The following is a 26,625-nucleotide window of genomic DNA, read 5'->3' on the forward strand; positions in this document are numbered from 1 at the left end:
CAGAAGATCCTGACACCGGGGTAATCCGTGAAAAAGCTCTCCGCACGACGACGCCATCCGCTGGCGGCGGTCGTCGTCCTACTCCTCGCGCTGGCGGCTACCGGGGGGCTGTACGCCGCGTTCGCACCCGCGGGCAAGGCGCAGGCCGATGAAACCGCCCAGTCCCTTGCCATCGACGAGGGCAAGAAGCTCTACGCCGTAGGCTGCGCCAGCTGCCACGGCACCGGCGGTCAGGGCACCTCCGACGGTCCGAGCCTGGTCGGCGTGGGTGCGGCGGCCGTCGACTTCCAGGTCGGCACCGGCCGCATGCCGGCCGCCACCTCCCAGGGCGCCCAGGTGCCGCGGAAGAAGAACATCTACACCCAGGCCGAGATCGACCAGCTCGCCGCGTACATCTCCTCGCTGGGTGCCGGTCCCGCCGTCCCGACCGAGGAGCAGTACGGTCCGGAGGGCGCGGACATCGCCAAGGGTGGCGAGCTGTTCCGCAACAACTGCGCGCAGTGCCACAACTTCACCGGCAAGGGCGGTGCCCTCACCAAGGGCAAGTACGCGCCGTCCCTGGAAGGCGTGGACCCGAAGCACATCTACGAGGCCATGCAGACCGGCCCGCAGAACATGCCCTCCTTCCCCGACACCACCCTGTCGGAACAGAATAAGAAGGACATCATCGCGTACCTGAACGCGGTCAACAGCGACGAGACGGAGACCCCCGGCGGGATGGAGCTGGGCGGCATCGGCCCGGTCGCCGAAGGCCTCTTCGGCTGGATCTTCGGCCTCGGCACCCTTATCGCCATCGCCGTGTGGGTGGCCGCCCGGACCGCAAAGGCCAAGAAGTCATGAGCAGCCAAGACATTCCCGAAGAGAACCTGCCCGCGCCGCAGGACACCGCACACGGCGCGCTGGGCGTCGCGGACGAGAAGGACCCGTTCGCCGACCCGGGCCTGCCGCCGCACGAGCCCCGCGTCCAGGACATCGACGAGCGGGCCGCCAAGCGGTCCGAGCGCACGGTGGCCCTGCTGTTCACGGTGTCGATGCTGGCCACCATCGGCTTCATCGCCTCGTTCGTGGCGATCCCGCACGACAAGTCGATCTACGTCTTCACGCTCGGGCACATCAACGCGATGAACTTCGCGCTGGGCCTGACCCTGGGCGTGGCGCTGTTCTGCATCGGCGCGGGCGCGGTCCACTGGGGCCGCACCCTGATGTCCGACCACGAGCTGGTCGGGGAGCGGCACCCGGTCGAGGCCCCGGCCGACGTCCGTGCCCAGGTGCACGCCGACTTCCGGCAGGGCGCCGCCGAGTCCCAGCTGGGCCGGCGCAAGCTGATCCGCAACACCATGTTCGGCGCGATGGCCATGGTGCCGCTGTCCGGCGTGGTCCTGCTGCGCGACCTCGGTCCGCTGCCCGGGGACAAGCTGCGCCACACCCTGTGGTCCAGGGGCAAGCTGATCGTCAACATGAACACCAACGAGCCGCTGCGGCCGTCGGACGTCGCGGTGGGCTCGCTGACCTTCGCCAAGCCCGAGGGCCTGGAGGAGCACGACCACGGCTTCCAGAACGAGATCGCCAAGGCCGCCCTGATGCTCGTCCGGATCAGGCCGGAGGACATCAAGGACAAGCGCGAGCTCGAGTGGTCGCACGAGGGCATCGTGGCGTACTCCAAGATCTGCACGCACGTCGGTTGCCCGATCTCCCTGTACGAGCAGCAGACGCACCACGTGCTGTGCCCCTGCCACCAGTCCACCTTCGACCTCTCCGACGGTGCCCGGGTCATCTTCGGTCCCGCCGGTCACCCGCTGCCGCAGCTGCGCATCGGTGTGAACGACGAGGGTTACCTCGAAGCGCTCGGCGACTTCGAAGAGCCCGTCGGTCCTGCATTCTGGGAGCGCGGATGAGCACCAACGAACCCACCGAGTCCCGCTCTCGCGGGAAGGCACCGGCCGGCGAGCGCGTCGCCGACTGGGCCGACGGCCGGCTGGGGATCTACTCCCTGGCCAAGGCCAACATGCGGAAGATCTTCCCGGACCACTGGTCCTTCATGCTGGGCGAGGTCTGCCTCTACAGCTTCCTCATCATCATCCTCACGGGTGTGTACCTGACCCTGTTCTTCCACCCGTCGATGAACGAGGTGGAGTACCACGGCAGCTACATCCCGATGCAGGGCCAGCTGATGAGCGAGGCCTACAAGTCGACGCTGGACATCAGCTTCGACGTCCGCGGCGGTCTGCTGATCCGGCAGATCCACCACTGGGCGGCCATCGTCTTCCTCGCCGGCATGTTCGTGCACATGATGCGCGTCTTCTTCACCGGCGCGTTCCGCAAGCCGCGTGAGATCAACTGGCTGTTCGGCTTCCTGCTGTTCGTCCTCGGCATGTTCACCGGTTTCACCGGCTACTCGCTCCCGGACGACCTGCTCTCCGGCACCGGTGTCCGCTTCACGCAGGGCGCGATCCTGTCCGTGCCGATCGTCGGCACGTACATCTCGATGTTCCTGTTCGGCGGGGAGTTCCCCGGCGACGACTTCGTCGCCCGGTTCTACTCGATCCACATCCTGCTGCTGCCGGGCATCATGCTCGGTCTCGTGGTGGCCCACCTGATCCTGGTCTTCTACCACAAGCACACGCAGTTCGCGGGTCCCGGCAAGACCAACAACAACGTCGTCGGCATGCCGCTGCTGCCGGTCTACATGGCCAAGGCCGGAGGCTTCTTCTTCCTGGTCTTCGGTGTCATCGCGGTCCTCGCCGGCATCGCGACGGTGAACCCGATCTGGGCCCTGGGCCCGTACCGCCCGGACATGGTGTCCACCGGCGCCCAGCCCGACTGGTACATGGGCTTCGCCGAGGGTCTCGTCCGCGCCATGCCCGGCTGGGAGATCAACCTGTGGGGTCACACGCTGGTCCTCGGCGTGTTCGTCCCGCTGGTGCTGTTCGGTCTCTTCCTGGCGGCGATCGCGGTCTACCCGTTCATCGAGTCCTGGGTCACCGGCGACAAGCGCGAGCACCACATCCTGGACCGCCCGCGCAACGCCCCCACCCGCACCGCGCTCGGTGTCGCCTGGGTCACCGCGTACATGATCATGCTGATCGGTGGTGGCAACGACATCGTCGCCACGCACTTCCACCTGTCGATCAACGCGGTCACCTGGTTCGTCCGGATCGGCTTCTTCGTCGGCCCGGTCATCGCCTTCGTGGTCACCAAGCGGATCTGCCTCGGCCTGCAGCGCCGGGACAAGGACAAGGTGCTGCACGGTCGCGAGACCGGCACCATCAAGCGCCTGCCGCACGGTGAGTACATCGAGGTCCACGAGCCGCTCAGCCAGGCGGCCCTGTACAGCCTCACGGCGCACGACCAGTACCAGCCGGCCGAGATCGGCCCCACGGTCGACGAGAACGGTGTCGAGCGCAAGGTGAAGGGCTCCGAGAAGCTGCGCGCCAAGCTCAGCAAGGCGTACTTCGGCGAGGACAGCCAGGTCGCCAAGCCGACCGTCGAGGAGTACAAGGAGATCACGAGCGGCCACGGCCACCACTGATCGCTGCGTTCGCCACGCCACGGCCAAGGGCCCCCGTCCGGTGTTCGGACGGGGGCCCTTCGCCGTGCCCCGGGCTGGATAGGCTGGGATCACACCGGGTGGTGTGCCCTGTGCCCTACGACGATCAGGAGCGGCTGATGAGCGCTGTGACCCCCGCTGGAGGCGACACCGCGGCGGGCCGTTCCTGGCCCGCGGTGCTGAACGGTCTGCTGGAGGGCCGGGACCAGAGCGCCGAGGACACCGCCTGGGCGATGGACCGCATCATGCGCGGGGAGGCGACCGACGCGCAGATCGCCGGGTTCGTGGTGGCGCTGCGGGCCAAGGGCGAGACGGTCGAGGAGATCACCGGCCTGGTCCGGGCGATGTACGCGCACGCCAGGGTGATCCAGGTGCCCGGCGAGACCGTCGACATCGTCGGCACCGGCGGCGACGGCGCGAAGACGGTGAACATCTCCACCATGTCCTCCATCGTCGTGGCCGGCACCGGCGCGAAGGTGGTCAAGCACGGCAACCGCGCCGCGTCCTCCGCGTCCGGCGCCTCCGACGTGCTGGAGAAGCTCGGCGTCAATCTGGAGCTGACGCCGCAGCGGGTGGCGGAGGTCGCCGAGGAGGCGGGCATCACCTTCTGCTTCGCGGTGAAGTTCCACCCGGCGCTGCGCCATGTCGCCGCCGCCCGCGGCCAGCTGGGCATCCGCACCACGTTCAACGTCCTGGGCCCGCTGACCAACCCGGCGAAGGTGAGGGCCCAGGCGGTCGGCGTTGCCGATCCGCGGATGGCGCCGATCGTCGCCGGGGTGCTCGCCGAGCGCGGCAACTCGGCGCTGGTGTTCCGCGGCGACGACGGGCTCGACGAGCTGACGACCACCGCCACCTCCCGGGTGTGGATCGTCCGCGACGGCAAGGTCACCGAGGAGGCCTTCGACCCCCGCGACGTCGGCATCGAACTGGTCCCGGTGCAGGCGCTGCGCGGCGCGGACGCCTCCTACAACGCCGAGGTGGCCCGCCGGCTGCTGGACGGCGAGCGGGGCCCGGTCCGCGACGCGGTGCTGCTGAACTCGGCGGCGGCGCTGGTCGCCCTGCACCCGGGCGACGCCCCGCTGACCGAGCAGATCCGCGCCGGGATGGCGAAGGCGGCGGAGTCGATCGACTCGGGCGCGGCCCGGCGCACGCTGGACCGCTGGGTGGCCGCCAGCAACGCGTGACGTCAGAGGTGTGTCGTCCCGCGATCCGGACACGGGTTGCGGGGCGACGATCATTTCGTCTACGTTCCTGTACCAGGTCATGAGTGACAGTCATGAGGCCCCGGCCGACTGTCCGGCAACCCTCCGTCCGTGGCGGGGTGCCCCGGGTGAAGACCAGGCCGTACGGCAGCAAGGCCTACGGCAAGCGCGGACCCCTCGCACGCTTCTCCGCAAGTGTGGGGCCAGGGGTCCTGGTCGTTCGAGGGAGCCTTCCGTGAGCAAGCGAATGCCTTAGGGCCGCCGAGCCCCGCCTCCGCACACCCTTTTTCGCTTTCTTTTCCCCTTCGCCTCACGGGAGTTCGCCATGTCCGTCTCCACTGCTGCCGCCGACCGGTCCGTTTGTGCCCCGCTGCCCGTTCTGGGCCGTGATGTCACCGTGCCGCTCGTCACCGGCGGCGAGGTCACCTACGCAGCACTCGACTACGCCGCCAGCGCGCCCGCCCTCCAGCGGGTGTGGGACGACGTCGCCGCGTACGCCCCGTACTACGGCAGCGTGCACCGCGGCGCCGGATACCTCTCCCAGCTGTCCACGGACCTGTTCGAGAACGCTCGGACGACCGTCGCCGAGTTCCTGGACTGCCGGGACGGTGACCAGGTCGTCTTCACCCGGTCCACCACCGACTCGCTCAACCTGCTCGCCGCCGCGCTGCCCGCCGGCTGCCGGGTCTTCGTCTTCGAGACCGAGCACCACGCCTCCCTGCTGCCCTGGCGCGACGCCCAGGTCACCTACCTGGACGCGCCCCGCACCCCGGCCGAGGCGGTGGCCACCCTGGAGCGCGCCCTCGCCGACCGCGAGCCCTACGGGCCGGCCCTGGTCTGCGTCACCGGCGCCTCCAACGTCACCGGTGAGCTGTGGCCCGTACGGGAGCTGGCCGCCGCGGCGCACGCGCACGGCGCCCGGATCGTGCTGGACGCCGCCCAGCTCGCGCCCCACCACCCCGTTTCCGTACGGGAGTTGGACGTGGACTGGGTCGCCTTCTCCGGGCACAAGCTGTACGCCCCGTTCGGCTCCGGTGTCCTCGCGGGCCGCGCCGACTGGCTGCGCGAGGCCGAGCCGTATCTCGCGGGCGGCGGCGCGAGCCGCAAGGTGACCCGGCGCGAGGACGGCGGCGTGGACGTGGAGTGGCACGAGAGCGCCGCCCGGCACGAGGCGGGCTCCCCGAACGTGATCGGCGTCTACGCCATCGCCTCCGCCTGCAAGGCGCTCACCGAGGCCGGGTTCGACACCCTGGTCGCCCGCGAGCGCCACCTCATCGAGACGGTACGCGCCGGGCTCGCCGAGGTGCCCGAGGTGCGCGTGCTGTCCCTGTTCGGGGACGACGCCCCGCGCGTCGGCGTGATCTCCTTCGTCGTCGACGGCTGGAACAGCTCCCACTTCGCCGCCGCGCTGTCCGCCGAGTACGGCATCGGGGTGCGCGACGGCCTGTTCTGCGCCCACCCGCTGGTGCGCACCCTGCTCGGCAGCGACCCGCAGACGCAGGGCGAGTGCGGCGCCCCCGAGGCGGCGCCCGGCGAGAAGTCCCTCAACGCCATCCGGGTCAGCTTCGGCGCGGGCACGCCGGACGAGCACGTGGAGCGGTTCCTGCGCGCGGTCAAGGAGCTGGTGCGGGACGGCGCGCGGTGGAACTACCGCACCGAGGACGGGCGTTGCGTGCCGGACACCTCCGCGTGAGCCGGTAGCCGGGCGCCCAGCAGGATCATCCGCAGGGCGCGCTCGGTGGCGTCCGCGAGCAGTTCGCCCGCCCGCACCAGCGCCTCCCCGAGGGCCATCGGGGGGGGGGCAGGATGCCGCTGAACGCGTCCACGCCCGGCACCTCGTGCGCACCCTCGCCGAGCGCGCCGGCCTGGGCGAGCACCGGACGGCCGTACCGCTTCGCCCGGCGGGCCACCTCCGCCGGGACCTTGCCGCGCGGCGTCTGGTGGTCGAGGGCGCCCTCGGCGGTGACGACCAGGTCGGCGCGGGCGAGGCGGGCGTCCAGGTCGAGATGGTCCAGCAGGACGTCGAAGCGGGGCGGCAGCCGGGCGCCGAGCGCGGCGAGCCCCGCGCCGAGACCGCCGGAGGCGCCGGTGCCGGGCCCGGTGCGCAGATCGGTGCCCGACACCCCGAGGTCGCGGGTGAGGACGTACGCCCAGTTCTCCAGACCGGCCGACAACTGCTCGACCTGCGCGGGCGTCGCGCCCTTCTGCGGCCCGAACCCCCGGGCCACGCCGCGCTCCCCGCACAGCACGTTGTACGGGTTGCAGGCGACCAGGAGGTCCGTCGTGCGCAGGCGGGGGTCGAGGCCGGACGGGTCGACGCGGTGCAGTCGGATCAACTCCCGCCCGCCGGGCGGCAGTTAGAAGTGGGCGAACTCGCCGGCCTCCTGCGCGAGCAGATTGCCGATCCGCTGGTCGGTGTCGCGCAGCAGGATCGAGCGGGTGGTGGTCGCCACCGAGGCGAGCGCGACCGCCATCACCAGCAGCAGCCAGAGCAGGATGCGGACGCGGGCGGAGATCCGCCGGCGCGGCGGGTCAGCCGTCGTCGCCGGGTCCGTCGTCGTCTCCGGCGCCGCGGTCGTCGTCATCGTCATCACCGCCGGGGGCATCAGTGACCGGGGGCCGGGAGACGACCTGGTCGCTCGGCGCGGGCACGGGCGCCGGTGTCGCGCTCCGCGCGGTCCGGGACGGCGCGGGCGTGGGCGAGCCGCTGTCCAGCTCCACTCTCGCCGGGACCTTCGGCGGCTCGGGACTGTCCGTGAGGGCGAAACTGGTCGCGGCGATCCCGAGGGGGATCACCACGACGGCGGCGAGGGCCGCCATCCTGCGCGTGAAGACCATGCGGCCGGCCTGTCCCCCGGCGGTGCGCCGAGGATGAGCCGGAGGTGAGAAGGCCTTCATCCCGCCGCAGGGGGTGCCGCGACCGGGCGGGTGCGGGGCCGGTCGCGCGGTTCCCCGCGCCCCTTTCGGGCGCGTCCGCTGCCGTCGCTCAGTTGTCCAGGCCGATCGCGAACGCCGCCTCCAGGTCGTGCTGGGAGTAGGTGCGGAACGCCACGTGCGTGTCCGTCGCCTCCACGCCGGGGATCTTGCTGATGCGGCCCGGGATGACCTCGGCCAGGTCCTCGTGCTCCTTGACCCGGACCATGGCGATCAGGTCGTAGGTGCCGGTCACGGAGAAGACCTCGCTGACGTTGTCCAGCGCGGCGATCGACTCCGCGATCTCGGGGATCCGGTCCACGCTGGTCTTGATCAGGACGATCGCGGTGATCACGGCTGGTTCTCTCCCTCGGGTGCCGGAGCTGGGGCGGCCCTCACTCTAGTCGCAGGCCGGAACCGGGCCCACGCGAAGAGCAGGCCCAGCGCGAACCCCACCACGTGGGCCAGATAGGCCACGCCCGGCCCCTGCGAGGCCTGGCCCGCCGCCAGCCACTGGAGGGCCGCCCAGAAGGGCAGCACCAGCCAGGCGGGGAAGCGCAGCGGCAGGAAGAGCAGGAACGGCAGCAGGCTGGTCACGCGGGCCCGCGGGAACAGGAAGAGGAACGCGCCGAGCACCGCCGAGATCGCCCCGGACGCCCCGACCAGTGACTGTTCGGAGCCGGAGTTCGCGCACGCGTAGCCGAGCAGGGCGAGGTAGCCGCAGCCGAGGTAGAAGAGGATGAACTGCACCCGGCCCATCCGCTCCTCGGTCATGACCCCGAAGACGTAGAAGAAGAGCATGTTGCCGAGCAGGTGCACCCAGGTGCCGTGCACGAACAGCGCGGTGGCCGGGGTGAGGGCCGCCCGCGGGGACCCTTCGAACAGTTCTGCGGGGACCACGCCCCAGTGCCGGAAGTAGGCCCGCTGCGCGGCGAGCAGCTCGTCGCCGGTGCCGTACACCGGATTGAGACCCGAGGCGGGGCCCAGCAGGAAGATCCCGCAACACAGGGCCATCAGGACGTACGTCACCGGCGCCGACGGCCGGCGGCGGCCCGGCCACCTCGGCATGTTCCACTTGCTGATCACGAACACAGAGCATGACGTAACCGGACGCAACCGCACAGACCGCCTCGCCGCCGTGGACAGACGGGCGCCCGGCACCCGGCAGGCCGTAGGGTTACGAGCCACACGCCGCGGGAAGACCGGCGTGTCACGGACACTAGAAGGAAAGCGAACAGTCACGATGACGGTTCCCCTGCCGACCGCCACGACGCGGTGGCGCTGCACCCTGTGCGGCAACCTCACCCGCTTCGACGTGACGCGCTCGTCGAAGGTCGTCGAGTACGTCCACCTGGATCTGGCCGGAGAGCCGAAGGTGGAGGAGCGCGAGGTGGTCAGTGAGACCATCGAGTCCGTGCGCTGCCGCTGGTGCAACGCCGTGGACCAGGTGGAACTCGTGGACAGGCCGGGCGCCGGCTCCTGACGATGGGGGACGGCCCCGCAGGCGTGATCCCCGCCGGGGGATCCCGTAGAGGCATTGGGGTGTGACGGATGGCGGAGACACACGGCGGGGGGCCGGGCGACGGCGCCGCTGAGGTGCTCGACCGTCCGCTGCCCGAGGGAGTGCGCCGCCGGGTCGTGCAGATCGTCTCGGACGGCTTCGGCGGGCTGACCGTCGCGGAACTTCCCGCACAACTGCGGCAGTACGCCCGGTTCGCCCCGAACCGCCGGGCCAAGTTCGCGGGCAACGCGATGGCCGCGGCGCTGGAGACCGACCCGCTGTTCCGGCAGCGCATCGGCGAGAAGTTCCGCGAGAGCCAGCCCGAACTCGCCGGCGCCCTCGACGCCGGCTCGCCGCCCCCGGCCGCGGACCCGCTCGACGTGGCCGCCGCCGCCTACGTGCTGCGCCCGGCCGGCTGGGTGAAGCTGGTGACCGCCGCCGGCGAGGAGGCGCTGCGCGCCGACGCCGAACGCGCCGACGAGGAGAGCCGGGCCGAACTGGAGCGGCTGCGCGCCGAACTCGCCGCCGCCCGCGAGCACACCCGCGCCGAGACCGAGCGGCTGCGCGCCGAACTGGACGGCGCCCGCAAGGAGGCGGAATCGCTGCACCGCAAACTGCGCGCCGCGCTCAGCGACGTCAAGCGCGGCGAGGCGGCGCTGCGCAAGGTGCAGAGCGAGATCGAGGCCGTCCGCGCCGAGGGGCACGCCCAGGTGTCCGCCGCCGAGAGCGAGGTACGGCGGCTCAAGACGCGCCTCGGCGAGGCGGAGGCCGCCCTGGAGGCCACCCGCCGGGCCGCCCGCGAAGGCCGCAGCGTGGAGGACATGCGGGTCCGGCTGCTGCTGGACACCCTGCTCGACGCCACCCAGGGGCTGCGCCGCGAACTCGCCCTGCCGCCCGTGTCCGTGCGGCCGGCCGAGACCGTGGACGCCGTCGAACCGGGCCGGATGACCCCGAAGGACATCGCAGCGCGGGCACTGTCCGAGAACGACCCGGCGATCCTCGACCAGCTGCTGGCACTGCCGCAGGCGCATCTCGTCGTCGACGGCTACAACGTCACCAAGACCGGCTATCCCCAGATGCCGCTGGAGAAGCAGCGCCTGCGCCTGCTCGGCCAGCTCTCCCAGCTCGCCGCGCAGACCGGCGCCGAGGTCACCTGTGTCTTCGACGGGGCCGAGCTGGCCGCGCCGGTACTGCTCGCGCCGCCGCGCGGCGTGCGGGTGCTCTTCTCCAAGCCGGGCGTCACCGCCGACGAGCTGATCCGGCAGCTGGTGCGCGCCGAGCCGCCGGGGCGCCCGGTCATCGTCGCCTCCACCGACCGCGAGGTCGCCGACGGGGTGGCGCGGGCCGGTGCCCGGCCGGTGGCATCCGCGGTACTTCTGAAGCGACTGTCCTGAAAGCCCAACGTACGGCCGCAATGCCCGAATTGGCGGTTCCGTCGCGCAACGTAGCGTCAACCTGGCTCACAGCAGGTGACTTGTGGGTAAAGAATGCAGGGTGTGACGAGATTTTTCCCCTGGGAATTTGAACTGATCACAAGAACGTCACTAGGGTCTGGGCTCGTACCTCCGAGCGGGTGATCACTCAGAAGAAGGAGTTCACCTCCGTGGCGTCCCACCGTCGACCCAAGCAGCCCAGTCGCGCCCGTGTGACCGTGCTGACCACCGCAGCAGCCGCTGCCGTCGCCCTCGGCACCCAGGCCGCAAACGCGGCACCGGCCGAGAAGCCGAGCAAGGACGAGGTGAAGGCGAAGGTCGACAAGCTCTACGAACAGGCGGAGCAGGCCACCGAGAAGTACAACGGCGCCAAGGAGAAGCAGGAGAAGCTCCAGAAGGAGATCTCCACGATCCAGGACAACGTCGCCCGCGGCCAGGAAGAGGTCAACGAGCTGCGCGAGGGCCTGGGTTCGATGGCCAGCGCCCAGTACCGCTCCGGCGGCCTCGACCCCTCGCTCCAGCTGCTGCTCTCCGCCGACCCGGACGACTACCTCGACAAGGCCTCCACGCTCGACCAGCTGAGCGCCCAGCAGGTCGAGGCGCTCAAGGAGATCCAGGAGAAGCAGCGCGAGCTCGCCCAGCAGCGCGCCGAGGCCTCCGAGAAGCTCAAGGACCTCTCCTCCACCCGCACCGAACTGGGTGAGAAGAAGAAGGAAGTCCAGGCCAAGCTCGCCGAGGCGCAGAAGCTGCTGAACACCCTGACCGCCGCGGAGAAGGCGGCACTCCAGGAGGAGGAGGAGCGGGCCAGCCGCGACAGCGGCCGCCAGGCCCTCACCGACCCCGCCGCCTCCGCCTCGGCCTCGGCCTCGGGCCGGGCCGGCGCGGCCTACGCCGCCGCCCAGACCAAGATCGGCTCGCCGTACGTCTACGGCGCCACCGGCCCGTCCTCCTTCGACTGCTCGGGCCTGACCTCCTGGGCCTACGCCCAGGCCGGCGTCTCCATCCCGCGCACCTCCGAGGCGCAGGCCAACATCGGCACCCGTATCTACTCGCAGAGCGACCTCCAGGTCGGCGACCTCGTCTTCTTCTTCAACGACCTGCACCACGTCGGTCTCTACGCCGGCAACGGGCAGGTCCTCCACGCCCCGCGCACCGGTACGGTCGTCCGCTACGAGTCCTTCAGCACGATGGGCGGCCCCTTCATGTGGGGTGTCCGCGTCTGACGCGTTCCCGGACCGGGACACCACGCCCTCCGGACGGGCGAATCACCGGGACGGGTTCTGACCTCGCGCCCCGCCGCTGACCTGCGTCAGCGGCGGGGCGTCACTGTGTGTGGCCGCGAAGGTCTTTGGCCGTCACCGTGTCACGGCGTTACTGTCTGCCGCGTTTCCGTCACGCCGTTCCGTACCTGGCGTGGGGGTTTTCCTGTCCGTCAGTGGAAGGAGCGCGGCTTCCCGTGGGGTCACATCGCCGCCAGGCACCGTCGTCCGGTCTCGACCGCGGCGCTACCGTCGCGGTCTCTCTGCTCTCGGCCGCGGCGGCCGCGCTCGGCGCCGTCCCGGCCATGGCCGCGCCGCCTGACGACACCCGCGCCGAGGTCGACCGTCTCTACGCGGAGGCCGAGAAGGCCACCGAGGCGTACAACGAGGCCGACGAACGCGCCGACGAGCTGCGCGCCGAGGTCGGCCGCGCCCAGGACCGGATCGCCCGCCAGCAGGAGCGCGTCAACACCATGCGGGAGGCGCTGGGCTCGCTGGCCGGCGCCCAGTACCGCGCCGGCGGCGTAGACCCGTCGCTGGCCCTGCTGTTCTCCGAGGACCCGGAGGACTACCTCGACAAGGCCGCCGTCCTCGACCGGATCAGCGCCCGGCAGGCCGGCCGGCTCATGGACCTCCAGAACGCCCTGCGCGCCCTCGGCCAGCAGCGCGCCGAGGCCGCCGAGACCCTCGCCGAACTGGAGAAGAGCCGCAAGGCCGTCGCCTCCCGCAAACGCGCCGTGGAGCGCAAGCTCGCCAAGGCCCGCGCCCTGCTGAACTCCCTGCCCGACGAGGAACGCGCCGCCTACGACCGGGCCTCCCGCTCCGGCCGCGACGACATGCCCGGCCTCACCGGCATCGCCCCCGCCTCCGGCCGCGCCGCCGCCGCGGTCGCCGCCGCCCGCTCCGCGCTCGGCAAGCCGTACGTGTGGGGCGCCGCCGGGCCGGGCGGATTCGACTGCTCCGGCCTGATGCAGTGGTCGTACGCGCAGGCCGGGGTCTCGCTGCCGCGCACCTCGCAGGCGCAGCGGGCGGCCGGGCGGCAGGTCCCGCTCTCCCAGGCCCGGCCCGGCGACCTCGTCACCTACCGCTCCGACGCCAGCCATGTCGGCATGTACGTCGGCAACGGGCAGGTCATCCACGCGCCCTACCCCGGCGCGCCGGTGCGCTACGACCCGGTCGGGATGATGCCGATCTCGGCGGTCACCCGGGTCTGAACCGGCCCGGCTGACCGTACCCTCGGAGGATGGCTGGTCGACGGCGGGCGCGGGACTCCTGGGCGGTGACGCTGTGTCTGCTGCTCGTGGTCCTCGCCGGCTGCGGGCCTGGGTCCGCGGCCGACGGCGCGCGGGCCGAGGTGCAGAGGCTGCTCGACCGGCGCGCCGCCGCCGTCCTCGACCACGACGCAAGGGCCTACGGCGCGACCGGCAGCACCACCGGGTTCGACCGGCTGCGGGCGGTGCCCCTCGCGGCCTGGTCGTACCGCCTGACCTCCCTCGACCGCACCGGCGCCACCGCCACCGCACGGGCCGACCTGCGCTACCGGATCGCCGGGCACGACCCGGCCCCCGTCACCGCGGGCCGCACCCTCTCCCTCGCCCGGGACGCCGACGGGCGGTGGCGGGTCGTCTCCGACCGGCCCGCGCCCCGCTCCGCCCACCAGCTGTGGGACCAGGGCACGGTGACCGCCGTGCGCGGCGAGCACAGCCTGGTCCTCGGCGCCGGGCGGTCCCGGGACGAGCTGCGGGGGTTCGCCGCCCTCGCGGACCGCGCGGTGCCCGCCGTCTCCGACGCCTGGGGCACCGCGTGGGGCCGCCGCGTCGTCGTCCTCGTCCCCGAGTCGCTGGAGGACATGGCGGCGCTGCTCGGCTCGCCCGCCTCCTCCTACCGGGGCATCGCCGCCGTCACCACCGGCGAGACCGGCGCGGACCGCGCCCCCGCCGACCGGATCATCGTCAACCCGGACGCGTACGCCGTCCTCGGCCCCGTCGGCCGGCAGGTCGTGCTCACCCACGAGGCCACCCATGTCGCCACCCGCGCCCACACCAACGCGGCCACCCCACTGTGGCTCTCCGAGGGTTACGCGGACTGGGTCGGCTACCGCGGCACCGGGCGCCTGCCCGCGCAGGCCGCGCCCGAACTGGCCCGCGCGGCGGCCGAGGGGCGCCTCCCCGACCGGCTGCCCGCCGACCGCGACTTCGGCTTCACCGGCGACGCGACGGCCCTCGCTCAGGCCTACGAGAGCGGCTGGCTGGCCTGCCGGCTCATCGCGGACCGTTGGGGCGAGTCCCGGCTCGGCACGTTCTACCGCGCCGTCGGCGCGCACGGGGAACGGGAGGGCGCCGTGGAGGGGGCGATGGCCGAGGTGCTGGGCACCACACCGGAGGAGTTCACCGCGCTGTGGCGGGAGTACGTGCGCGACCAGCTGGGCGGCTGAAGCGGGGGGACGTGGCCGGTGTCAGGCGGAGGTCGTGGGCTGCTTGGCGCGGGTGGCCTGGGCGGGGACGGGGGACTGGCCGGGCGGGCGGGACGCCGTGGTGCGCCACAGGGCGCGGGCCGCGGTGACGGTCGCGGCGACCAGCAGGCCGTTGCGGACGACGAGCAGGGTGATCCCGGTGCCGTCGCTCGCCACGACGTGCGAGAACCAGACGGGGAACTCCAGCACCGTCACGAAGGACGCCGCGAGGACCAGACCGACCGGCAGCCGCATCGGGCTCGCCCGGAAGCACAGGCAGACCGCCCCCAGCCCGACCAGCCACACCAGGTACTGCGGGCTGATCACCCGGCTGGTGGTGGTGAACAGCAGCACCGCCACGAACGCCGCGTCCGCCAGGGTGTGCGGCTCGAACCGCACCGCCACCAGCCGCCACAGCAGCAGCCAGGCGAACGCCGCGCCGGTCAGCGCGAGCGCGGCCGTGCTGACCACCTCGACGTACGGGCCGAGGAACTCCACCGAGCCGTAGTTCAGCAGCACCTGCCCGTTCCAGCCGAAGTGCCGGGCCACGTGGAAGACCAGCGCGCCCAGCGACTCCACCTCGGTGCCGCGGTCGCGCTGGAAGGTCAGGAAGGCGAAGGCGCCGGGCATGGCCAGCGCGAACAGCGCGGCGACGAGGCCCGCCGTGACCGCCGCCGAGGCCCACGCGGCCCGCCTGCGCGCGGCGACCAGCAGCAGCACCGGCCACACCTTCAGCAGCGCCCCGAACGCGGTCAGCGCGCCCATCAGCCGCGGATGCCGGGCGCCCGCGAGCAGCCCGGCCACCGCGACGGCGGTGACCATCACGTCGTAGCGGGCGTAGACGGTCGGCCCGAGCAGCGGCACCCCCGCGGCCCACACCCAGGCGCCGCGCGGGGTCCGGCCCGGCCGGCCGCCCGCGTACCGCAGCAGGACGAGCGTGACCAGGTCGGCGAGGCAGGCCAGGAGGAAGAACGCGTGCGCGTAGTCCAGCCAGGGCAGCAGCGCGGGGGAGAGCACGGCGAGCGCGGCGGCGGGCGGGTACTGCCAGGTGACGTCGTCCAGCGGGAACGTTCCACCGCGCAGGACCTCGTACCAGCCCTGGTAGATCACCGAGATGTCGCTGGTGACGTCGGGACCCGGGAAGACGTACACCTTGAAGACGAACAGCAGCAGGAGCAGCCGGGTCAGGGCCCATGTCCCCAGCAGCCCCGCGAGGCGCCGCCGGCCGTGTGTCCTGTCCACCCTCACGCCCCTGCTTCCGTCCGCTGCCCGTCCCGGATCCTGTCGGGGCCATGATGTCCCGGCCGGCTGTGCGCGCATCGAACAGCGCGGCCGTGCCGGCTCGTGAGTCTACGTTGGGTAGGGTCGGCGGCGATGCGCAAGACCCTCATCGTGACGAACGACTTCCCGCCCCGCCCGGGCGGCATCCAGGCGTTCCTGCACAACATGGCCCTCCGCCTCGACCCCGGCCGGCTGGTCGTCTACGCCTCCACCTGGAAGCGCGGCCGCGAGGGCAGGGAGGCGACGGCCGCGTTCGACGCGGAACAGCCCTTCACCGTCGTACGGGACAGCACGACCATGCTGCTGCCGACGCCCGCCGCCACCCGGCGGGCCGTCGGGCTGCTGCGCGAGCACGGCTGTACGTCGGTCTGGTTCGGCGCCGCGGCACCGCTCGGGCTGATGGCGCCCGCGCTGCGCCGGGCTGGCGCCGAACGCCTGGTGGCCACCACCCACGGGCACGAGGCCGGCTGGGCCCAGCTGCCCGCCGCCCGGCAGCTGCTGCGCCGGATCGGCGAGGGCACGGACACCCTGACCTACCTCGGCGAGTACACCCGCTCGCGGATCGCCTCGGCGCTCACCCGCGAGGCCGCCGCGCGCATGGTGCAGCTGCCGCCCGGGGTCGACGAGAAGACCTTCCACCCGGAGTCGGGGGGCGCCGAGGTGCGGGCCCGGCTCGGCCTCACCGACCGCCCGGTCGTCGTCTGCGTCTCCCGGCTGGTGCGGCGCAAGGGCCAGGACACCCTCATCCAGGCCATGCCGCGCATCCTCGCCAAGGAGCCGGACGCGGTGCTGCTGATCGTCGGCGGCGGCCCCTACGAGAAGGACCTGCGCCGCCTCGCCCACGAGACCGGCGTCGCCGCGTCCGTACGCTTCACCGGGGCCGTGCCCTGGGCGGAGCTGCCCGCGCACTACGGCGCAGGCGACGTCTTCGCCATGCCCTGCCGTACCCGGCGCGGCGGGCTCGACGTCGAGGGCCTGGGCATCGTCTACCTGGAGGCCTCCGCGACCGGGCTGCCCGTCGTCGCCGGCGACTCCGGCGGCGCGCCCGACGCCGTCCTCGACGGTGAGACCGGCTGGGTGGTCCGCGGCGGCGATCCCGCGCAGGCCGCCGACCGCATCACCACCCTCCTCGGCGACGCGGAGCTGCGCCGCAGGATGGGCGAGCGCGGCCGGCAATGGGTCGAGGAGAAGTGGCGCTGGGACCTTCTGGCGGAGAACTTGAAAACTCTCCTGTAGGACAACTGGTCAAGCGGCGCGGGGCTGTACCGATGTGCGGCTCCGCCGCGTGGGCGCGACCCACCACCATGTGCCCCGCACCCGCCCATGGCGAGTATGGGGCACATCGGTTGGCGCGGGCCCTGCGGAAACCAGCAGCGCTACTTCGCGTAGATCGCCTCGATCTCCTCCGCGAAGTCCTTCGCCACCACGTTCCGCTTCAGCTTCAGCGACGGCGTCAAGTGCCCCGAGTCCTCGGTGAACTGGGACGGCAGGATCCGGAACTTCCGCACCGACTCCGCCTTCGACACCGCCGCGTTGCCGTCGTCCACCGCCGCCTGGATCGCGGCCAGCAGATCCGCGTCCTCGCGCAGCGACGCCGCGGTGGACCCGGCCGGCTTGCCGTGCTCGGCGGCCCAGCGGCCGAGGAACTCCTCGTCGATCGTGATGAGCGCGCCCACGAACGGCCGCCCGTCGCCGACCACCATGCACTCGGCGACCAGCGCGTGCGCCCGGATCCGGTCCTCGATCACGGCCGGGGCGACGTTCTTGCCACCCGCGGTGACCAGGATCTCCTTCTTGCGGCCGGTGATCCTCAGATAGCCGTCCTCGTCGAGGGTGCCGAGGTCGCCGGTGTGGAACCAGCCGTCCTCCAGGGCCTCCTCGGTGGCGCCCGGGTTGTTCCAGTACTCCTTGAACAGGTGCTCGCCGTGCAGCAGCACCTCGCCGTCGTCCGCGATCCGCACCACGGAGCCCGGCAGCGGCTGCCCGACCGTGCCGATCTTCTGCCGGTCCCACGGGTTGAACGCGGTGGCCGCACAGGACTCGGTCAGGCCGTAGCCCTCCAGCACCGTGAAGCCGATGCCGCGGAAGAAGTGGCCGAGGCGCTCGCCGAGCGGGGCGCCACCGGAGATGGCGTACTCGCCGCGTCCGCCGAGCACCGCGCGCAGCTTGCCGTACACCAGCTTGTCGAAGACGAAGTGCCGCAGCTTCAGGCCCAGCGACGGGCCGGACGGGGTGTCCAGCGCCTTGCTGTACGCGATCGCGGTGTCGGCCGCCTTGTCGAAGATCTTGCCCTTGCCGTCCGCCTGCGCCTTGGCGCGGGCCGCGTTGTAGACCTTCTCGAAGACCCGCGGCACGCCCAGGATCAGCGTCGGGCGGAACGAGGCCAGCTCGTCGGTGAGGTTCTTGATGTCCGGAACGCAGCCCAGCTTGATCGGCGCCATCATCGGGGCGACCTGCACCAGCCGGCCGAAGACGTGCGCGAGGGGGAGGAACAGCAGCACCGAGCACTCGCCGGTGCGGAACAGCGGGCGCAGCCGTTCCACGACGTTGCCGCACTCGGCGAAGAAGCTGCGGTGGGTGAGCACACAGCCCTTGGGGCGGCCGGTGGTGCCGGAGGTGTAGACGATGGTCGCCGGGTCGTCGGCCTTGGCGAGCGAGCTGCGCTCCTCGACCGTCTCGTCGCTGACGTCCTGCCCGAGCCGCCCCAGCTCCTCCACGCCGCCCGCCTCGATCTGCCAGACGTGCTTGAGGGCGGGCAGCGACTCGCGCACCGACTCGACGGCGGCGGCGTGCGCGTCGAGTTCGACGACGCAGGCCGTGGCGCCCGAGTCGCTGAGGATCCACCGCACCTGCTCCGGCGAGCTGGTCTCGTACACCGGCACGGTGACGGCGCCCGCGCTCCAGATGGCGAAGTCGAGCAGCGTCCACTCGTAGCGGGTGCGGGACATCAGGCCCACCCGGTCGCCGGGCTGCACGCCGGCCGCGATGAGGCCCTTGGCGGCGGCCCGGACCTCGGCGAGGAACGCCGTCGCGGTCACGTCCTGCCAGGCCCCGCCGACCTTGCGGGCGATGACGGCGACCTCGGGGTGCTGCGCGGCGTTTCTGCGGACGATGTCGGTCAGATTGCCGTCCGAGGGGACCTCGTACAAAGCCGGAAGGCTGAACTCGCGCAAGACTGCTGCTCCTCATAGGGCGCCGGCGCCACGACGTTGTGCGATGCGACGGTGCGGTCCAAGGCTCGGGCAGGTGCTCGGGGATCCAGCGGAAGCCGGGCTTCCGGCTTGTTGAAATCCTGAGCACGACTGGACTGCCCGGACGTTACCCGCCGGTATGGCGTCTACGACAGGGGGTCCCGGCGAGATGTTCGCTGCGTCACACGGATTACCGATGCGATTACTGATGCTTCGCGCACAGTAGTCGACGCCCCTTCCGACTGGCGAGTAATCGCAGGTCCGGCCGCTACTGTTCACGTTTGCCGCACACGCTTACGCTTGATCGTCATGTCACCCACACCGGCCGGAAACCGCGGGACCCGCACCCACCGCGTCCACGTCGTGAGCGACGTGCACGGCAACGCGACGGACCTGGCGCGGGCCGGCGAGGGCGCCGACGCGCTGATCTGCCTCGGCGACCTCATCCTCTTCCTCGACTACGCCGACCCCGCCCGCGGCATCTTCCCCGACCTGTTCGGCGCCGAGAACGCCCGCCGGCTGATCGCCCTGCGCACCGCCCGCCGCTTCGACGAGGCCCGCGACCTGGGCAGCCGGCTGTGGGCGGGGATCGACGGGGACCGGGCGGAGGTCGTCGAACAGGCCGTGCGCGCCCAGTACACCGAGCTGTTCGCCGCCTTCCCGACCCCGACGTACGCCACGTACGGCAACGTCGACATGCCCCGCCTGTGGCAGGAGTACGCCCGCCCCGGCACCACCGTCCTCGACGGCGAACGGGCCGAGATCGGCGGCCGCGTCTTCGGCTTCGTCGGCGGCGGCCTGCGCACGCCCATGCGGACGCCGTTCGAGATCAGCGACGAGGAGTACGCCGCGAAGATCGAGGCGGTCGGCGAGGTGGACGTGCTGTGCACCCACATCCCGCCGGAGGTCCCGGAGCTGGTCTACGACACCGTCGCCCGCCGCTTCGAACGCGGCAGCCGGGCGCTGCTGGAGGCGATACGCCGCACCCGGCCGCGCTACGCCCTGTTCGGCCACGTCCACCAGCCGCTGGTGCGGCGGATGCGGATCGGGGCGACGGAGTGCGTGAACGTGGGGCACTTCGCGAGTACGGGACGGCCGTGGGCGCTGGAGTGGTGACCAGCGTGGTGAGGGGGGCCGGCCCGGGGCGAGGGGGACCGGGCCACGGGGCGAGGCGGACCTGGCCACGGGGTAAGGCGGACGGGCCCCGGGGGTGAGGCCGACACGGGTGACATCGGCCTGGTCACCGCGCGGTAGCCTTCACGCTGCACCCACGTGCGCACACCTCTTCCCTACCGGACCGCATCTGGAGGAGCCACCGCGATGGCGGAACACACCAGCTCGAGCACCACGATCGAGGCGGCACCGGCCGACGTCATGGCGGTCATCGCCGACTTCGCCCGCTACCCGGACTGGACCGGCGAGGTGAAGGAGGCGGAGGTCCTCAAGACCGACGAGCAGGGCCGCGCCGAGCAGGTCCGGCTGGTCATGGACGCGGGCGCGATCAAGGACGACCAGACGCTGGCCTACACCTGGACCGGCGACCACGAGGTGTCCTGGACCCTCGTCAAGTCCCAGATGCTGCGCTCCCTCGACGGCTCCTACCTGCTGAAGCCCACCGCCGCGGGCACCACCGAGGTCACCTACCAGCTCACCGTCGACGTCAAGATCCCGATGCTCGGCATGATCAAGCGCAAGGCGGAGAAGGTCATCATCGACCGGGCGCTGGCCGGGCTGAAGAAGCGGGTGGAGTCGGCGGCGAAGTAGGGGAGGGGCCGGGCGGTACGGCGTTGCGCCGGGCGCGTGGGCGCGTGACGCCTCCGGGCGGGGTGGCGCGCGAACCGGGCTCCGGCGAAGCCCCCGGTAGCGTTCACCCCCATGCGCACCATCCTGATCACAGGCCCCGGCGGCTCAGGCCGCACCACCACCGCCGCCGCCACCGCGCTCCGGGCCGCCCGCGAGGGCGCCCGCACCCTCGTGCTCGGCACCGACCGCACCGACACCCTCGGCGCCGCCCTCGGCACCCCCACCGGCCCGGCCCCCACCCGTGTCGCCGGCCGTCTCACCGCCTGGCGCCCCGACGCCACCACCGCCTTCCGCACCGACTTCGCCGCCCTCCAGGACCGCGCGTCCGCCGCGCTCGACCTCCTCGGCGCGACCCGCCTGGACGCGGAAGAGGTCACCCCGCTGCCCGGCGCCGGGGAACTCACCGTGCTGCGCGCCCTGCGCGACGCGGTCCTCGCGGAGGCCCACGACCTGGTCGTCGTGGACCTCCCGCCCGCCGACCAGGCCCTCGCCCTCCTCTCCCTCCCCGGGGAGCTGCGCCGCTACCTGCGCCGTCTGCTGCCCCCGGAACGCCAGGCGGCCCGCGCCCTGCGCCCCGTCCTCGGCCGGCTCGCCGGTGTCCCCATGCCCGCGGAGTGGCTGTACGAGACGGCCGCCCGCTGGGACACCGAACTGGCCGCCGTCGAGGCCGTCCTGGCCGACCGCCACACCCACGTACGGCTGGTCGCCGAGCCCACCCCGGCCGCCGCCGACGCCGTCCGCTCCGCCGTTCTCGGCCTCGCCCTGCGCGGCCGCCGCCCGGACGCCCTGGTCGCCTCCCGCGTGCTCCCCGAGGCGGAGGCGGAAGCGGGCAGCTGGCTCGCCGGACTCGTCGCCCAGCAGCGCAAGATCCTGGAGGAGTGGCAAGACGCCCACGACGTACGGCCCGTCCCGCACCTGGGCCGCGACCCGCGCGGCGCCGACGACCTGGCCGCGCTGCCCGTGCCGGGCGCCTCCGCCGGGCCGTCCCTGGCCGAGTGGCCCGTCACCGACCGCCTCGCCGAGGACGGCGTCCTCGTCTGGCACATCCCGCTGCCCGGCGCCGCCCGCGACGAGCTCGACCTCATCCGCCGCGGCGACGAACTCGTCCTCACCGTCGGACCGTTCCGCCGCATCGTCCCCCTCCCCTCCGCCCTGCGCCGCTGCACCGTCGAGGGCGCCGCCCTGCGCGAGGGCGAGTTGCGCGTCCGTTTCACCCCGGATCCGGCCCTGTGGCCGGCGGCCCGGTGAGACGGCCCCCGTAGGCCGCGGCCGGTGATGCGACCGGCCCGTGAGGCGGCCCTCCGGGACTCCGACGACCGGCGGGCGCCGCCCCGAGAAGCCGGCGGGCCGGTCGGCCCACGTCAGTGGGGCCCGTATCGCCGCGGCCCTGTCCGCTGTGCCGCTGCGCCACTGCGCCGGCAAGGGTGCCAGCCTGCGCGTGGGCGAGCTGCGCATCCGTCTCACCCCGGACTCGGCCCTGTGGCCGACGGTCCGCTGAGACGGGGGAGGCCCCAGCCCGCCCAGGCCGAGGGCCTGGCGCGACTGGCCGACGCGGTGGCCGGCAGCCCGCTCGCCGCCCGCGCGGCCGAGGCCGCCGTACGCCGCGGCCGCTGATGCGGCGGCCGGCCCGTGAAGCGGCGTTCCAGGGCTGCGCCGACCGGCGGGCGCCACCCCGGCGAGACGGCGGGTCGGTCACCAGGCCACAGGCCACGCCAGTGGTACGCCCCTTCCCCCGGCCCTGCGCCACAGCGCCGCCCCCGGTGAGGGCGCCGGCCGGGCGGCCCGGCGGGCCGGTGCGCGCGGGGAGTCGCGGATCGGGCTCGCCGCGGGTCCGGCGCTGTGGCCGGTGGCCGGTGGAGCGGCCGGGGCGGGGACGCGGCCGGCCGGTGAAGCGGCGCCGGGCGCTGCCTCCGTTCGGGTAACGTCGTAAGGACGAGACGTAGTCAGGAGTCCGCCATGAGCGAAGAGCGCCCCAGCCACGACGCGGCTCGGGATCAGGCGCCCGACGACCAGCGCTCGCCCGACGACCAGCGCTCGCCGGGCGACCCCGACGCCTGGGCGACCGCCTGCGCCGAGGACCTGGAGGCCGAGAAGGCCCGCCGCCGGGACCGGCGGACGCCGCCGCCCGGCTCCGCCGCCGAGGAGCTGCGCAAGTTCGTCGACACCGCCCTGGACAAGCTGGCCGGACTCCAGTCGCCGCTGCTCGGAGCGGTCGGCGGGCCCGCCGCCCAGCAGGTGGTGCAGCAGGTCGTCGAGCAGGCCAAGGCGGCCGTCGAGCCGGTCATCGAACGCAATCCGGACGTCTTCGACCACCTGGCCGCCGCCGGCCAGGAACTCCTCGCCGCCTACCGCTCCGCCGTCCAGGCCCAGGAGCGCCGCTGGACCGGCGGCACCGCGGACGTGCCGCGCACTCCGGGCAGCGAGGGCACCCAGGAGCCGGACGGGACGGACGGGACCGAAGGCCCCTCCGACCACCGCCGCGACCCCGGCGAGGACAGCGGTCCGGGACAACGCATCGACCTCGACTAGAGCGGGCTCGGGTACGGTTGGCCGTAGCGGGGCTCGACCGAAACTGAGGGATTCATGGGACTCACCATCGGCGTCGACATCGGCGGCACGAAGATCGCGGCCGGCGTGGTCGACGAGGAAGGCAACATCCTCTCGACTCACAAGGTGCCGACCCCGGGCACGCCCGAGGGCATCGTGGACGCGATCGCCTCGGCGGTGGAGGGTGCGCGCGCGGGGCACGAGATCACCGGCGTGGGCATCGGCGCCGCCGGCTACGTCAACCGCCAGCGCTCGACGGTCTACTTCGCACCGAACATCGACTGGCGCAACGAGCCGCTGAAGGAGAAGGTCGAGGCCCGCGTGGGCCTCCCGGTCGTCGTGGAGAACGACGCCAACGCGGCCGCCTGGGGCGAGTACAAGTTCGGCGCGGGCAAGGGCCACCGCAACGTCATCTGCATCACCCTCGGCACCGGCCTCGGCGGCGGCATCATCATCGGCAACAAGCTGCGCCGCGGCCACTTCGGCGTGGCCGCCGAGTTCGGCCACATCCGGATGGTGCCGGACGGCCTGCTGTGCGGCTGCGGCTCGCAGGGCTGCTGGGAGCAGTACGCCTCCGGCCGCGCCCTCGTCCGCTACGCCAAGCAGCGCGCCAACGCCACCCCGGAGCGCGCCGAGGTGCTGCTCTCGCTCGGCGACGGCACCCCCGACGGCATCGAGGGCAAGCACATCTCCATGGCCGCCCGCCAGGGTGACCCGGTCGCCGTCGACTCCTACCGTGAGCTGGCCCGCTGGGCCGGCGCCGGCCTCGCCGACCTCGCGTCGCTGTTCGACCCGTCCGCGTTCATCGTCGGCGGCGGTCTGTCGGACGAGGGCGAGCTGGTGCTCGACCCGATCCGCAAGTCGTACAAGCGGTGGCTGGTGGGCGGCAACTGGCGTCCGGTCGCCGACGTGATCGCCGCGCAGCTGGGGAACAAGGCGGGGCTGGTGGGCGCCGCCGACCTGGCCCGGGAGCCCGACCCGATCATGTGAGGGCGGTTCGCCGCAGAGGGGGGCTGCGCGATCCGGGCCGCGGGTGAGCCGTGGCCTGTCGCGCGGTTCCCCGCGCCCCGCGGGCGCCTTCCGGGCGTAAGTTCTGGGCATGGCCCATCCGATGCCGTTGCTGCCCGACTCCCGTACCGAACCCGACGGTTCCGCCGTCGTCCGCGTCCTCGGCTACAACATCCGGTCGATGCGGGACGACACCGACGCGCTCGCCCGGGTGATCTCCGCCTGCGCCCCGGACCTGGTCCTGGTGCAGGAGGCGCCCCGCTTCTTCCGCTGGCGCAAGAAGCTGGCCCGGCTCGCCCGCGCCGCCGACCTCGTGCTCCTCTCCGGCGGCGGCACGGCCGCCGGACCGGCCCTGCTGTGCTCGCTGCGGGCCACCGTCGAGCGCACCGAGGACGTCCTGCTGCCGCTCACCCCCGGTCTGCACCGGCGCGGGCTCGCCACCGCCGTCGTACGGTTCGCGGGCGCCCGCCTGGGCGTGGTGAGCTGCCACCTCAGCCTGCGGCAGGACGAGCGCTACGCGCAGGGCGGCATGGTGCTCGACCGGCTCGCCGCGCTGGGTGTCGAGCACGCCGTCGTCGGCGGGGACATCAACGAGCGCCCCGGCGGCCGGACCTTCCGCCGGCTCGCCGCCGAACTCCAGGACTGCTGGGCCACGAGCCCCTGGGGCGGCGAGTTCACCTCCACCCCCGCAGCGCCCCACCAGCGCATCGACGCGATCTTCGCGACCAAGGGCGTCGAGGTGCTGGGCTGCGGGGTGCCCCTCGGCCACCCCGGCGTCTCGGAGGACGACCTGAGGGCGGCCACGGACCACCTCCCGGTCCTGGCCGCCCTCAGAATCCCGGCGGGCTGACGGCTGCCCTCGGAATCCCGGCGGGCTGACGGCTGCCCTCGGAACTCCGGCGGGCTGACGGCTGCCCTCGGTCCCCGGCGGGCCGACCCTCAGACGACCGCGCCGCGGCCCGGGTCGTCGTCGTCCTCGTCGTCCGTGCGCATCCGCATGACCAGCGTGGCGAAGCCGCCGAGGAAGCCGCCGATGCCGAGGGTGGACAGCCACCAGGTCATGTCCCAGCCGAACAGGACGGCGAGGAGGAGCAGCACCGGGCCGCCGATCACCGCCAGCCAGGCGAACTTGGCGGTCGCGTCGGCGGCGGGCAGCGGCGGCGGCTCCGGCGGGACGAAATGGCCCTCGTCGCCGTCGTCCCCGTCGTCTGCCTCATCGGGGTGCCCCTCGGCCGGCTCGCGCAGGGTGTAGTCGCGCGGGCCCCCGCCGCCGACGCCGGGGGCGAAGGAGACGGAGCTGCCCAGCGGCCTCGGCGCCTCCTCCTCCGGTGCGTCCTTCTTCGGTGCCTCCGTCTTCGGCGCGCCCTTCTCCGGGGCGTCCGTCCTCGTCGTCCCGTCCCCGCCGTCGTTCGGCTCGGCCTCCAGCAGCGCCAGGTCCTCCACCGACTTGAACGGCTTGGCGCCCGGCGGGTCCGGCGGCTCCTCGCCGTACCCGGCGACGATCGCGGCCCAGGCGGCCTCCTCGTCGAACGGCACCGAATGCTCCCCGGACCCGCCGTCCGGGCGGCCCGCGCCGCCGTCCCGGGCCCCCGCGCGCTCGGGCTCCTCCCGGCGTTCGCGGTCCTCGCGCTCCGAGTCGTGCTCAGCCACCTGTGGCCGTCCCTTCCTTGCCGGCGCCGACACTGGGTGCGAGCCGGCCGATGAACGCCAGGCTTTCCTCGAAGATCCGGTCCGCGTCGTGGTCCAACGTCGCGACGTGGTAGCTCTGTTCCAGCAGCAGCTCGGTGACGTCCGTGGACGACACCCGGCTGAGGACGCGGGCCGAGTCGGCGGGCGGCACCACATGGTCCTGGGGGCTGCGCAGCAGCAGAAGCGGCTGGGTGACCCGCGGCAGTTCGCGGTCGACGATCCGGAAGAAGGTCCGCAGGGAGTGCGCCGCGTGCAGGGGCACCCGGTCGTAGCCGATCTCCACGCTGCCCGGCTTGGCGATGTCGCTGGCGATGCCGCGGGTGGTGCGGACCAGGTGGCGGGCGACCGGCAGGGCGTACGCGGACAGGCCGTGCACCCTGTTCGCCGGGTTGACGACGACCACGCCGCTGATCGCGTCGCCGTGCCGGGCGGCGAGCCGCAGCGCGAGGGCGCCGCCCATGGACAGCCCCGCCACGAACACCGTGGCGCAGCGCCGGCGCAGGGCGCCCAGCTCGCGGTCCACCTCCGCGTACCAGTCCTGCCAGCCGGTGAGCTGCATGTCCTCCCAGCGGGTGCCGTGCCCGGGGAGCAGCGGCAGGGTGACGGTCAGGCCGCGGTCGGCGAGATACTCCGCCCAGGGGCGCAGCGACTGCGGGGAACCGGTGAAGCCGTGGCAGAGCAGGACGCCGACCTCTCCGCCCTCGTGGCGGTACGGCTCGGCTCCAGGAAGGACCGGCACCTTCGGTCTCCTGTTCATCTCAGGGGTCTTGAGCAAGGGGCGTGAAACGAGTCCAGGTGT

At 73.0% G+C, this 26,625-nt stretch carries 25 protein-coding genes, 2 pseudogenes and 1 riboswitch; of the genes and pseudogenes, 18 read left to right on the plus strand and 9 right to left on the minus strand.

All coding sequences use genetic code 11. From position 1 onward, the window contains the following. The first annotated feature begins 27 nt into the window (after nt 1-27). From AB0K92_RS18730 to AB0K92_RS18750, 5 genes are all read left to right on the plus strand, one after another. Nucleotides 28-840 (plus strand): c-type cytochrome, encoded by an 813-nt coding sequence (locus tag AB0K92_RS18730; RefSeq protein WP_165998978.1) that lies wholly within the window; start codon nt 28-30, stop codon nt 838-840. Beyond that, the gene (locus AB0K92_RS18735; protein WP_365924188.1) at nt 837-1,895 is read left to right on the plus strand and encodes a Rieske 2Fe-2S domain-containing protein; all 1,059 of its coding nucleotides are present in this window, start codon (nt 837-839) and stop codon (nt 1,893-1,895) included. Before AB0K92_RS18730 ends, AB0K92_RS18735 begins: the two co-directional genes overlap by 4 nt. Beyond that, entirely contained in the window at nt 1,892-3,529 is a 1,638-nt protein-coding gene (locus AB0K92_RS18740) for a cytochrome bc complex cytochrome b subunit (protein WP_165998982.1), read from the plus strand. Before AB0K92_RS18735 ends, AB0K92_RS18740 begins: the two co-directional genes overlap by 4 nt. A 137-nt stretch (nt 3,530-3,666) precedes the next feature. Next, complete coding sequence (trpD, locus tag AB0K92_RS18745; RefSeq protein WP_365924190.1) at nt 3,667-4,731, plus strand: anthranilate phosphoribosyltransferase; 1,065 nt, start codon at nt 3,667-3,669, stop codon at nt 4,729-4,731. 75 nt (nt 4,732-4,806) lie between these two features. Further along, nucleotides 4,807-4,924, plus strand: a riboswitch (SAM riboswitch). Nucleotides 4,925-5,074: 150 nt separating this feature from the next. Continuing rightward, the gene (locus tag AB0K92_RS18750; RefSeq protein WP_365924192.1) at nt 5,075-6,442 is read left to right on the plus strand and encodes an aminotransferase class V-fold PLP-dependent enzyme; all 1,368 of its coding nucleotides are present in this window, start codon (nt 5,075-5,077) and stop codon (nt 6,440-6,442) included. On the opposite strand, the pseudogene AB0K92_RS18755 reads toward AB0K92_RS18750, so the two are convergent. The 5 genes and pseudogenes from AB0K92_RS18755 to AB0K92_RS18775 form a co-directional block, all read right to left on the minus strand. Continuing rightward, nucleotides 6,397-7,106 (minus strand): annotated as a pseudogene (locus tag AB0K92_RS18755) (glycerate kinase); the annotation flags it as partial. The gene AB0K92_RS18750 and the pseudogene AB0K92_RS18755 sit on opposite strands and share 46 nt — an antisense overlap. 12 nt (nt 7,107-7,118) lie before the next feature. After that, a pseudogene (locus AB0K92_RS18760) lies at nt 7,119-7,334 on the minus strand (two-component sensor histidine kinase); the annotation flags it as partial. Next, nucleotides 7,282-7,587, minus strand: a complete 306-nt coding sequence (locus tag AB0K92_RS18765; RefSeq protein ID WP_365924194.1) for a small secreted hydrophilic protein — start codon at nt 7,585-7,587, stop codon at nt 7,282-7,284. The gene AB0K92_RS18765 and the pseudogene AB0K92_RS18760, both read right to left, overlap by 53 nt. Nucleotides 7,588-7,735: 148 nt before the next feature. Then, on the minus strand, nt 7,736-8,017 hold the full coding sequence (locus AB0K92_RS18770) for an Lrp/AsnC ligand binding domain-containing protein (protein WP_165998991.1): 282 nt from the start codon (nt 8,015-8,017) through the stop codon (nt 7,736-7,738). Next, nucleotides 8,014-8,730, minus strand: coding sequence for a rhomboid family intramembrane serine protease (locus tag AB0K92_RS18775; RefSeq protein ID WP_365924276.1), 717 nt, complete (start codon nt 8,728-8,730; stop codon nt 8,014-8,016). Before AB0K92_RS18775 ends, AB0K92_RS18770 begins: the two co-directional genes overlap by 4 nt. Before the next feature lie 175 nt (nt 8,731-8,905). Here AB0K92_RS18775 and AB0K92_RS18780 point away from each other — a divergent pair, with 175 nt between their 5' ends. The 5 genes from AB0K92_RS18780 (at nt 8,906) to AB0K92_RS18800 (ending at nt 14,289) form a co-directional block, all read left to right on the plus strand. Next, nucleotides 8,906-9,145 carry a hypothetical protein gene (locus AB0K92_RS18780; protein WP_055541554.1) on the plus strand — a complete coding sequence of 80 codons (240 nt, stop codon included), beginning with the start codon at nt 8,906-8,908 and terminating at the stop codon, nt 9,143-9,145. 68 nt (nt 9,146-9,213) lie between these two features. Continuing rightward, nucleotides 9,214-10,557 carry an NYN domain-containing protein gene (locus AB0K92_RS18785; protein WP_365924196.1) on the plus strand — a complete coding sequence of 448 codons (1,344 nt, stop codon included), beginning with the start codon at nt 9,214-9,216 and terminating at the stop codon, nt 10,555-10,557. A gap of 209 nt (nt 10,558-10,766) precedes the next feature. Next, on the plus strand, nt 10,767-11,819 hold the full coding sequence (locus AB0K92_RS18790; protein WP_166004913.1) for a C40 family peptidase: 1,053 nt from the start codon (nt 10,767-10,769) through the stop codon (nt 11,817-11,819). Between the two features lie 233 nt (nt 11,820-12,052). Further along, on the plus strand, nt 12,053-13,069 hold the full coding sequence (locus tag AB0K92_RS18795; protein ID WP_365924198.1) for an NlpC/P60 family protein: 1,017 nt from the start codon (nt 12,053-12,055) through the stop codon (nt 13,067-13,069). Nucleotides 13,070-13,098: 29 nt separating this feature from the next. Continuing rightward, on the plus strand, nt 13,099-14,289 hold the full coding sequence (locus AB0K92_RS18800) for a hypothetical protein (protein WP_365924200.1): 1,191 nt from the start codon (nt 13,099-13,101) through the stop codon (nt 14,287-14,289). Nucleotides 14,290-14,310: 21 nt separating this feature from the next. On the opposite strand, the gene AB0K92_RS18805 is transcribed toward AB0K92_RS18800, so the two are convergent. Then, the gene (locus AB0K92_RS18805) at nt 14,311-15,549 is read right to left on the minus strand and encodes a glycosyltransferase family 87 protein (RefSeq protein WP_365924202.1); all 1,239 of its coding nucleotides are present in this window, start codon (nt 15,547-15,549) and stop codon (nt 14,311-14,313) included. A gap of 132 nt (nt 15,550-15,681) precedes the next feature. Between AB0K92_RS18805 and AB0K92_RS18810 the strand changes: the two genes are divergently transcribed. After that, nucleotides 15,682-16,824 (plus strand): glycosyltransferase family 4 protein, encoded by a 1,143-nt coding sequence (locus AB0K92_RS18810; protein WP_365924204.1) that lies wholly within the window; start codon nt 15,682-15,684, stop codon nt 16,822-16,824. 140 nt (nt 16,825-16,964) lie between these two features. On the opposite strand, the gene AB0K92_RS18815 is transcribed toward AB0K92_RS18810, so the two are convergent. After that, nucleotides 16,965-18,761 (minus strand): AMP-dependent synthetase/ligase, encoded by a 1,797-nt coding sequence (locus tag AB0K92_RS18815; protein WP_365924206.1) that lies wholly within the window; start codon nt 18,759-18,761, stop codon nt 16,965-16,967. A gap of 327 nt (nt 18,762-19,088) precedes the next feature. On the opposite strand from AB0K92_RS18815, the gene AB0K92_RS18820 reads away from it, so the two are divergent. From AB0K92_RS18820 to AB0K92_RS18850, 7 genes are all read left to right on the plus strand, one after another. Continuing rightward, nucleotides 19,089-19,895 (plus strand): metallophosphoesterase, encoded by an 807-nt coding sequence (locus tag AB0K92_RS18820; RefSeq protein WP_365924208.1) that lies wholly within the window; start codon nt 19,089-19,091, stop codon nt 19,893-19,895. A 204-nt stretch (nt 19,896-20,099) separates the two neighbouring features. After that, entirely contained in the window at nt 20,100-20,543 is a 444-nt protein-coding gene (locus tag AB0K92_RS18825; protein WP_165999007.1) for an SRPBCC family protein, read from the plus strand. Between the two features lie 111 nt (nt 20,544-20,654). Then, on the plus strand, nt 20,655-21,830 hold the full coding sequence (locus tag AB0K92_RS18830; RefSeq protein ID WP_365924210.1) for an ArsA-related P-loop ATPase: 1,176 nt from the start codon (nt 20,655-20,657) through the stop codon (nt 21,828-21,830). A 231-nt stretch (nt 21,831-22,061) separates the two neighbouring features. Further along, nucleotides 22,062-22,196: a hypothetical protein gene (locus AB0K92_RS18835; protein ID WP_365924212.1), complete on the plus strand. Its 135-nt coding sequence runs from the start codon at nt 22,062-22,064 to the stop codon at nt 22,194-22,196. 342 nt (nt 22,197-22,538) lie between these two features. Further along, entirely contained in the window at nt 22,539-23,111 is a 573-nt protein-coding gene (locus tag AB0K92_RS18840; RefSeq protein WP_365924214.1) for a DUF5304 domain-containing protein, read from the plus strand. 54 nt (nt 23,112-23,165) lie between these two features. After that, a complete protein-coding gene (locus AB0K92_RS18845) occupies nt 23,166-24,119 on the plus strand; it encodes an ROK family glucokinase (RefSeq protein ID WP_165999014.1) in 954 nt (317 codons plus the stop codon). Nucleotides 24,120-24,240: 121 nt separating this feature from the next. After that, entirely contained in the window at nt 24,241-24,987 is a 747-nt protein-coding gene (locus AB0K92_RS18850) for an endonuclease/exonuclease/phosphatase family protein (protein WP_365924278.1), read from the plus strand. Nucleotides 24,988-25,076: 89 nt separating this feature from the next. Here AB0K92_RS18850 and AB0K92_RS18855 read toward each other — a convergent pair whose 3' ends face one another. Further along, nucleotides 25,077-25,787, minus strand: coding sequence for a hypothetical protein (locus AB0K92_RS18855; RefSeq protein ID WP_365924216.1), 711 nt, complete (start codon nt 25,785-25,787; stop codon nt 25,077-25,079). Next, nucleotides 25,780-26,565 (minus strand): alpha/beta fold hydrolase, encoded by a 786-nt coding sequence (locus tag AB0K92_RS18860; protein WP_365924218.1) that lies wholly within the window; start codon nt 26,563-26,565, stop codon nt 25,780-25,782. Before AB0K92_RS18860 ends, AB0K92_RS18855 begins: the two co-directional genes overlap by 8 nt. Between the last annotated feature and the right edge of the window lie 60 nt (nt 26,566-26,625).

The sequence above is a fragment of the Streptomyces sp. NPDC052687 genome, assembly GCF_040678395.1.
Lineage (GTDB): Bacteria > Actinomycetota > Actinomycetes > Streptomycetales > Streptomycetaceae > Streptomyces.

Bases quoted from the DNA above. Each gene is read 5' to 3' on its own strand.
- AB0K92_RS18800 (WP_365924200.1), top strand. From the start codon at position 13,099: ATGGCTGGTCGACGGCGGGCGCGGGACTCCTGGGCGGTGACGCTGTGT.
- AB0K92_RS18740 (WP_165998982.1), top strand. From the start codon at position 1,892: ATGAGCACCAACGAACCCACCGAGTCCCGCTCTCGCGGGAAGGCACCG.
- trpD (WP_365924190.1), top strand. From the start codon at position 3,667: ATGAGCGCTGTGACCCCCGCTGGAGGCGACACCGCGGCGGGCCGTTCC.
- AB0K92_RS18765 (WP_365924194.1), bottom strand. From the start codon at position 7,587: ATGGTCTTCACGCGCAGGATGGCGGCCCTCGCCGCCGTCGTGGTGATC.
- AB0K92_RS18830 (WP_365924210.1), top strand. From the start codon at position 20,655: ATGCGCACCATCCTGATCACAGGCCCCGGCGGCTCAGGCCGCACCACC.
- AB0K92_RS18845 (WP_165999014.1), top strand. From the start codon at position 23,166: ATGGGACTCACCATCGGCGTCGACATCGGCGGCACGAAGATCGCGGCC.
- AB0K92_RS18785 (WP_365924196.1), top strand. From the start codon at position 9,214: ATGGCGGAGACACACGGCGGGGGGCCGGGCGACGGCGCCGCTGAGGTG.
- AB0K92_RS18775 (WP_365924276.1), bottom strand. From the start codon at position 8,730: ATGCCGAGGTGGCCGGGCCGCCGCCGGCCGTCGGCGCCGGTGACGTAC.
- AB0K92_RS18820 (WP_365924208.1), top strand. From the start codon at position 19,089: ATGTCACCCACACCGGCCGGAAACCGCGGGACCCGCACCCACCGCGTC.
- AB0K92_RS18850 (WP_365924278.1), top strand. From the start codon at position 24,241: ATGCCGTTGCTGCCCGACTCCCGTACCGAACCCGACGGTTCCGCCGTC.
- AB0K92_RS18735 (WP_365924188.1), top strand. From the start codon at position 837: ATGAGCAGCCAAGACATTCCCGAAGAGAACCTGCCCGCGCCGCAGGAC.
- AB0K92_RS18810 (WP_365924204.1), top strand. From the start codon at position 15,682: ATGCGCAAGACCCTCATCGTGACGAACGACTTCCCGCCCCGCCCGGGC.
- AB0K92_RS18840 (WP_365924214.1), top strand. From the start codon at position 22,539: ATGAGCGAAGAGCGCCCCAGCCACGACGCGGCTCGGGATCAGGCGCCC.
- AB0K92_RS18780 (WP_055541554.1), top strand. From the start codon at position 8,906: ATGACGGTTCCCCTGCCGACCGCCACGACGCGGTGGCGCTGCACCCTG.
- AB0K92_RS18825 (WP_165999007.1), top strand. From the start codon at position 20,100: ATGGCGGAACACACCAGCTCGAGCACCACGATCGAGGCGGCACCGGCC.
- AB0K92_RS18750 (WP_365924192.1), top strand. From the start codon at position 5,075: ATGTCCGTCTCCACTGCTGCCGCCGACCGGTCCGTTTGTGCCCCGCTG.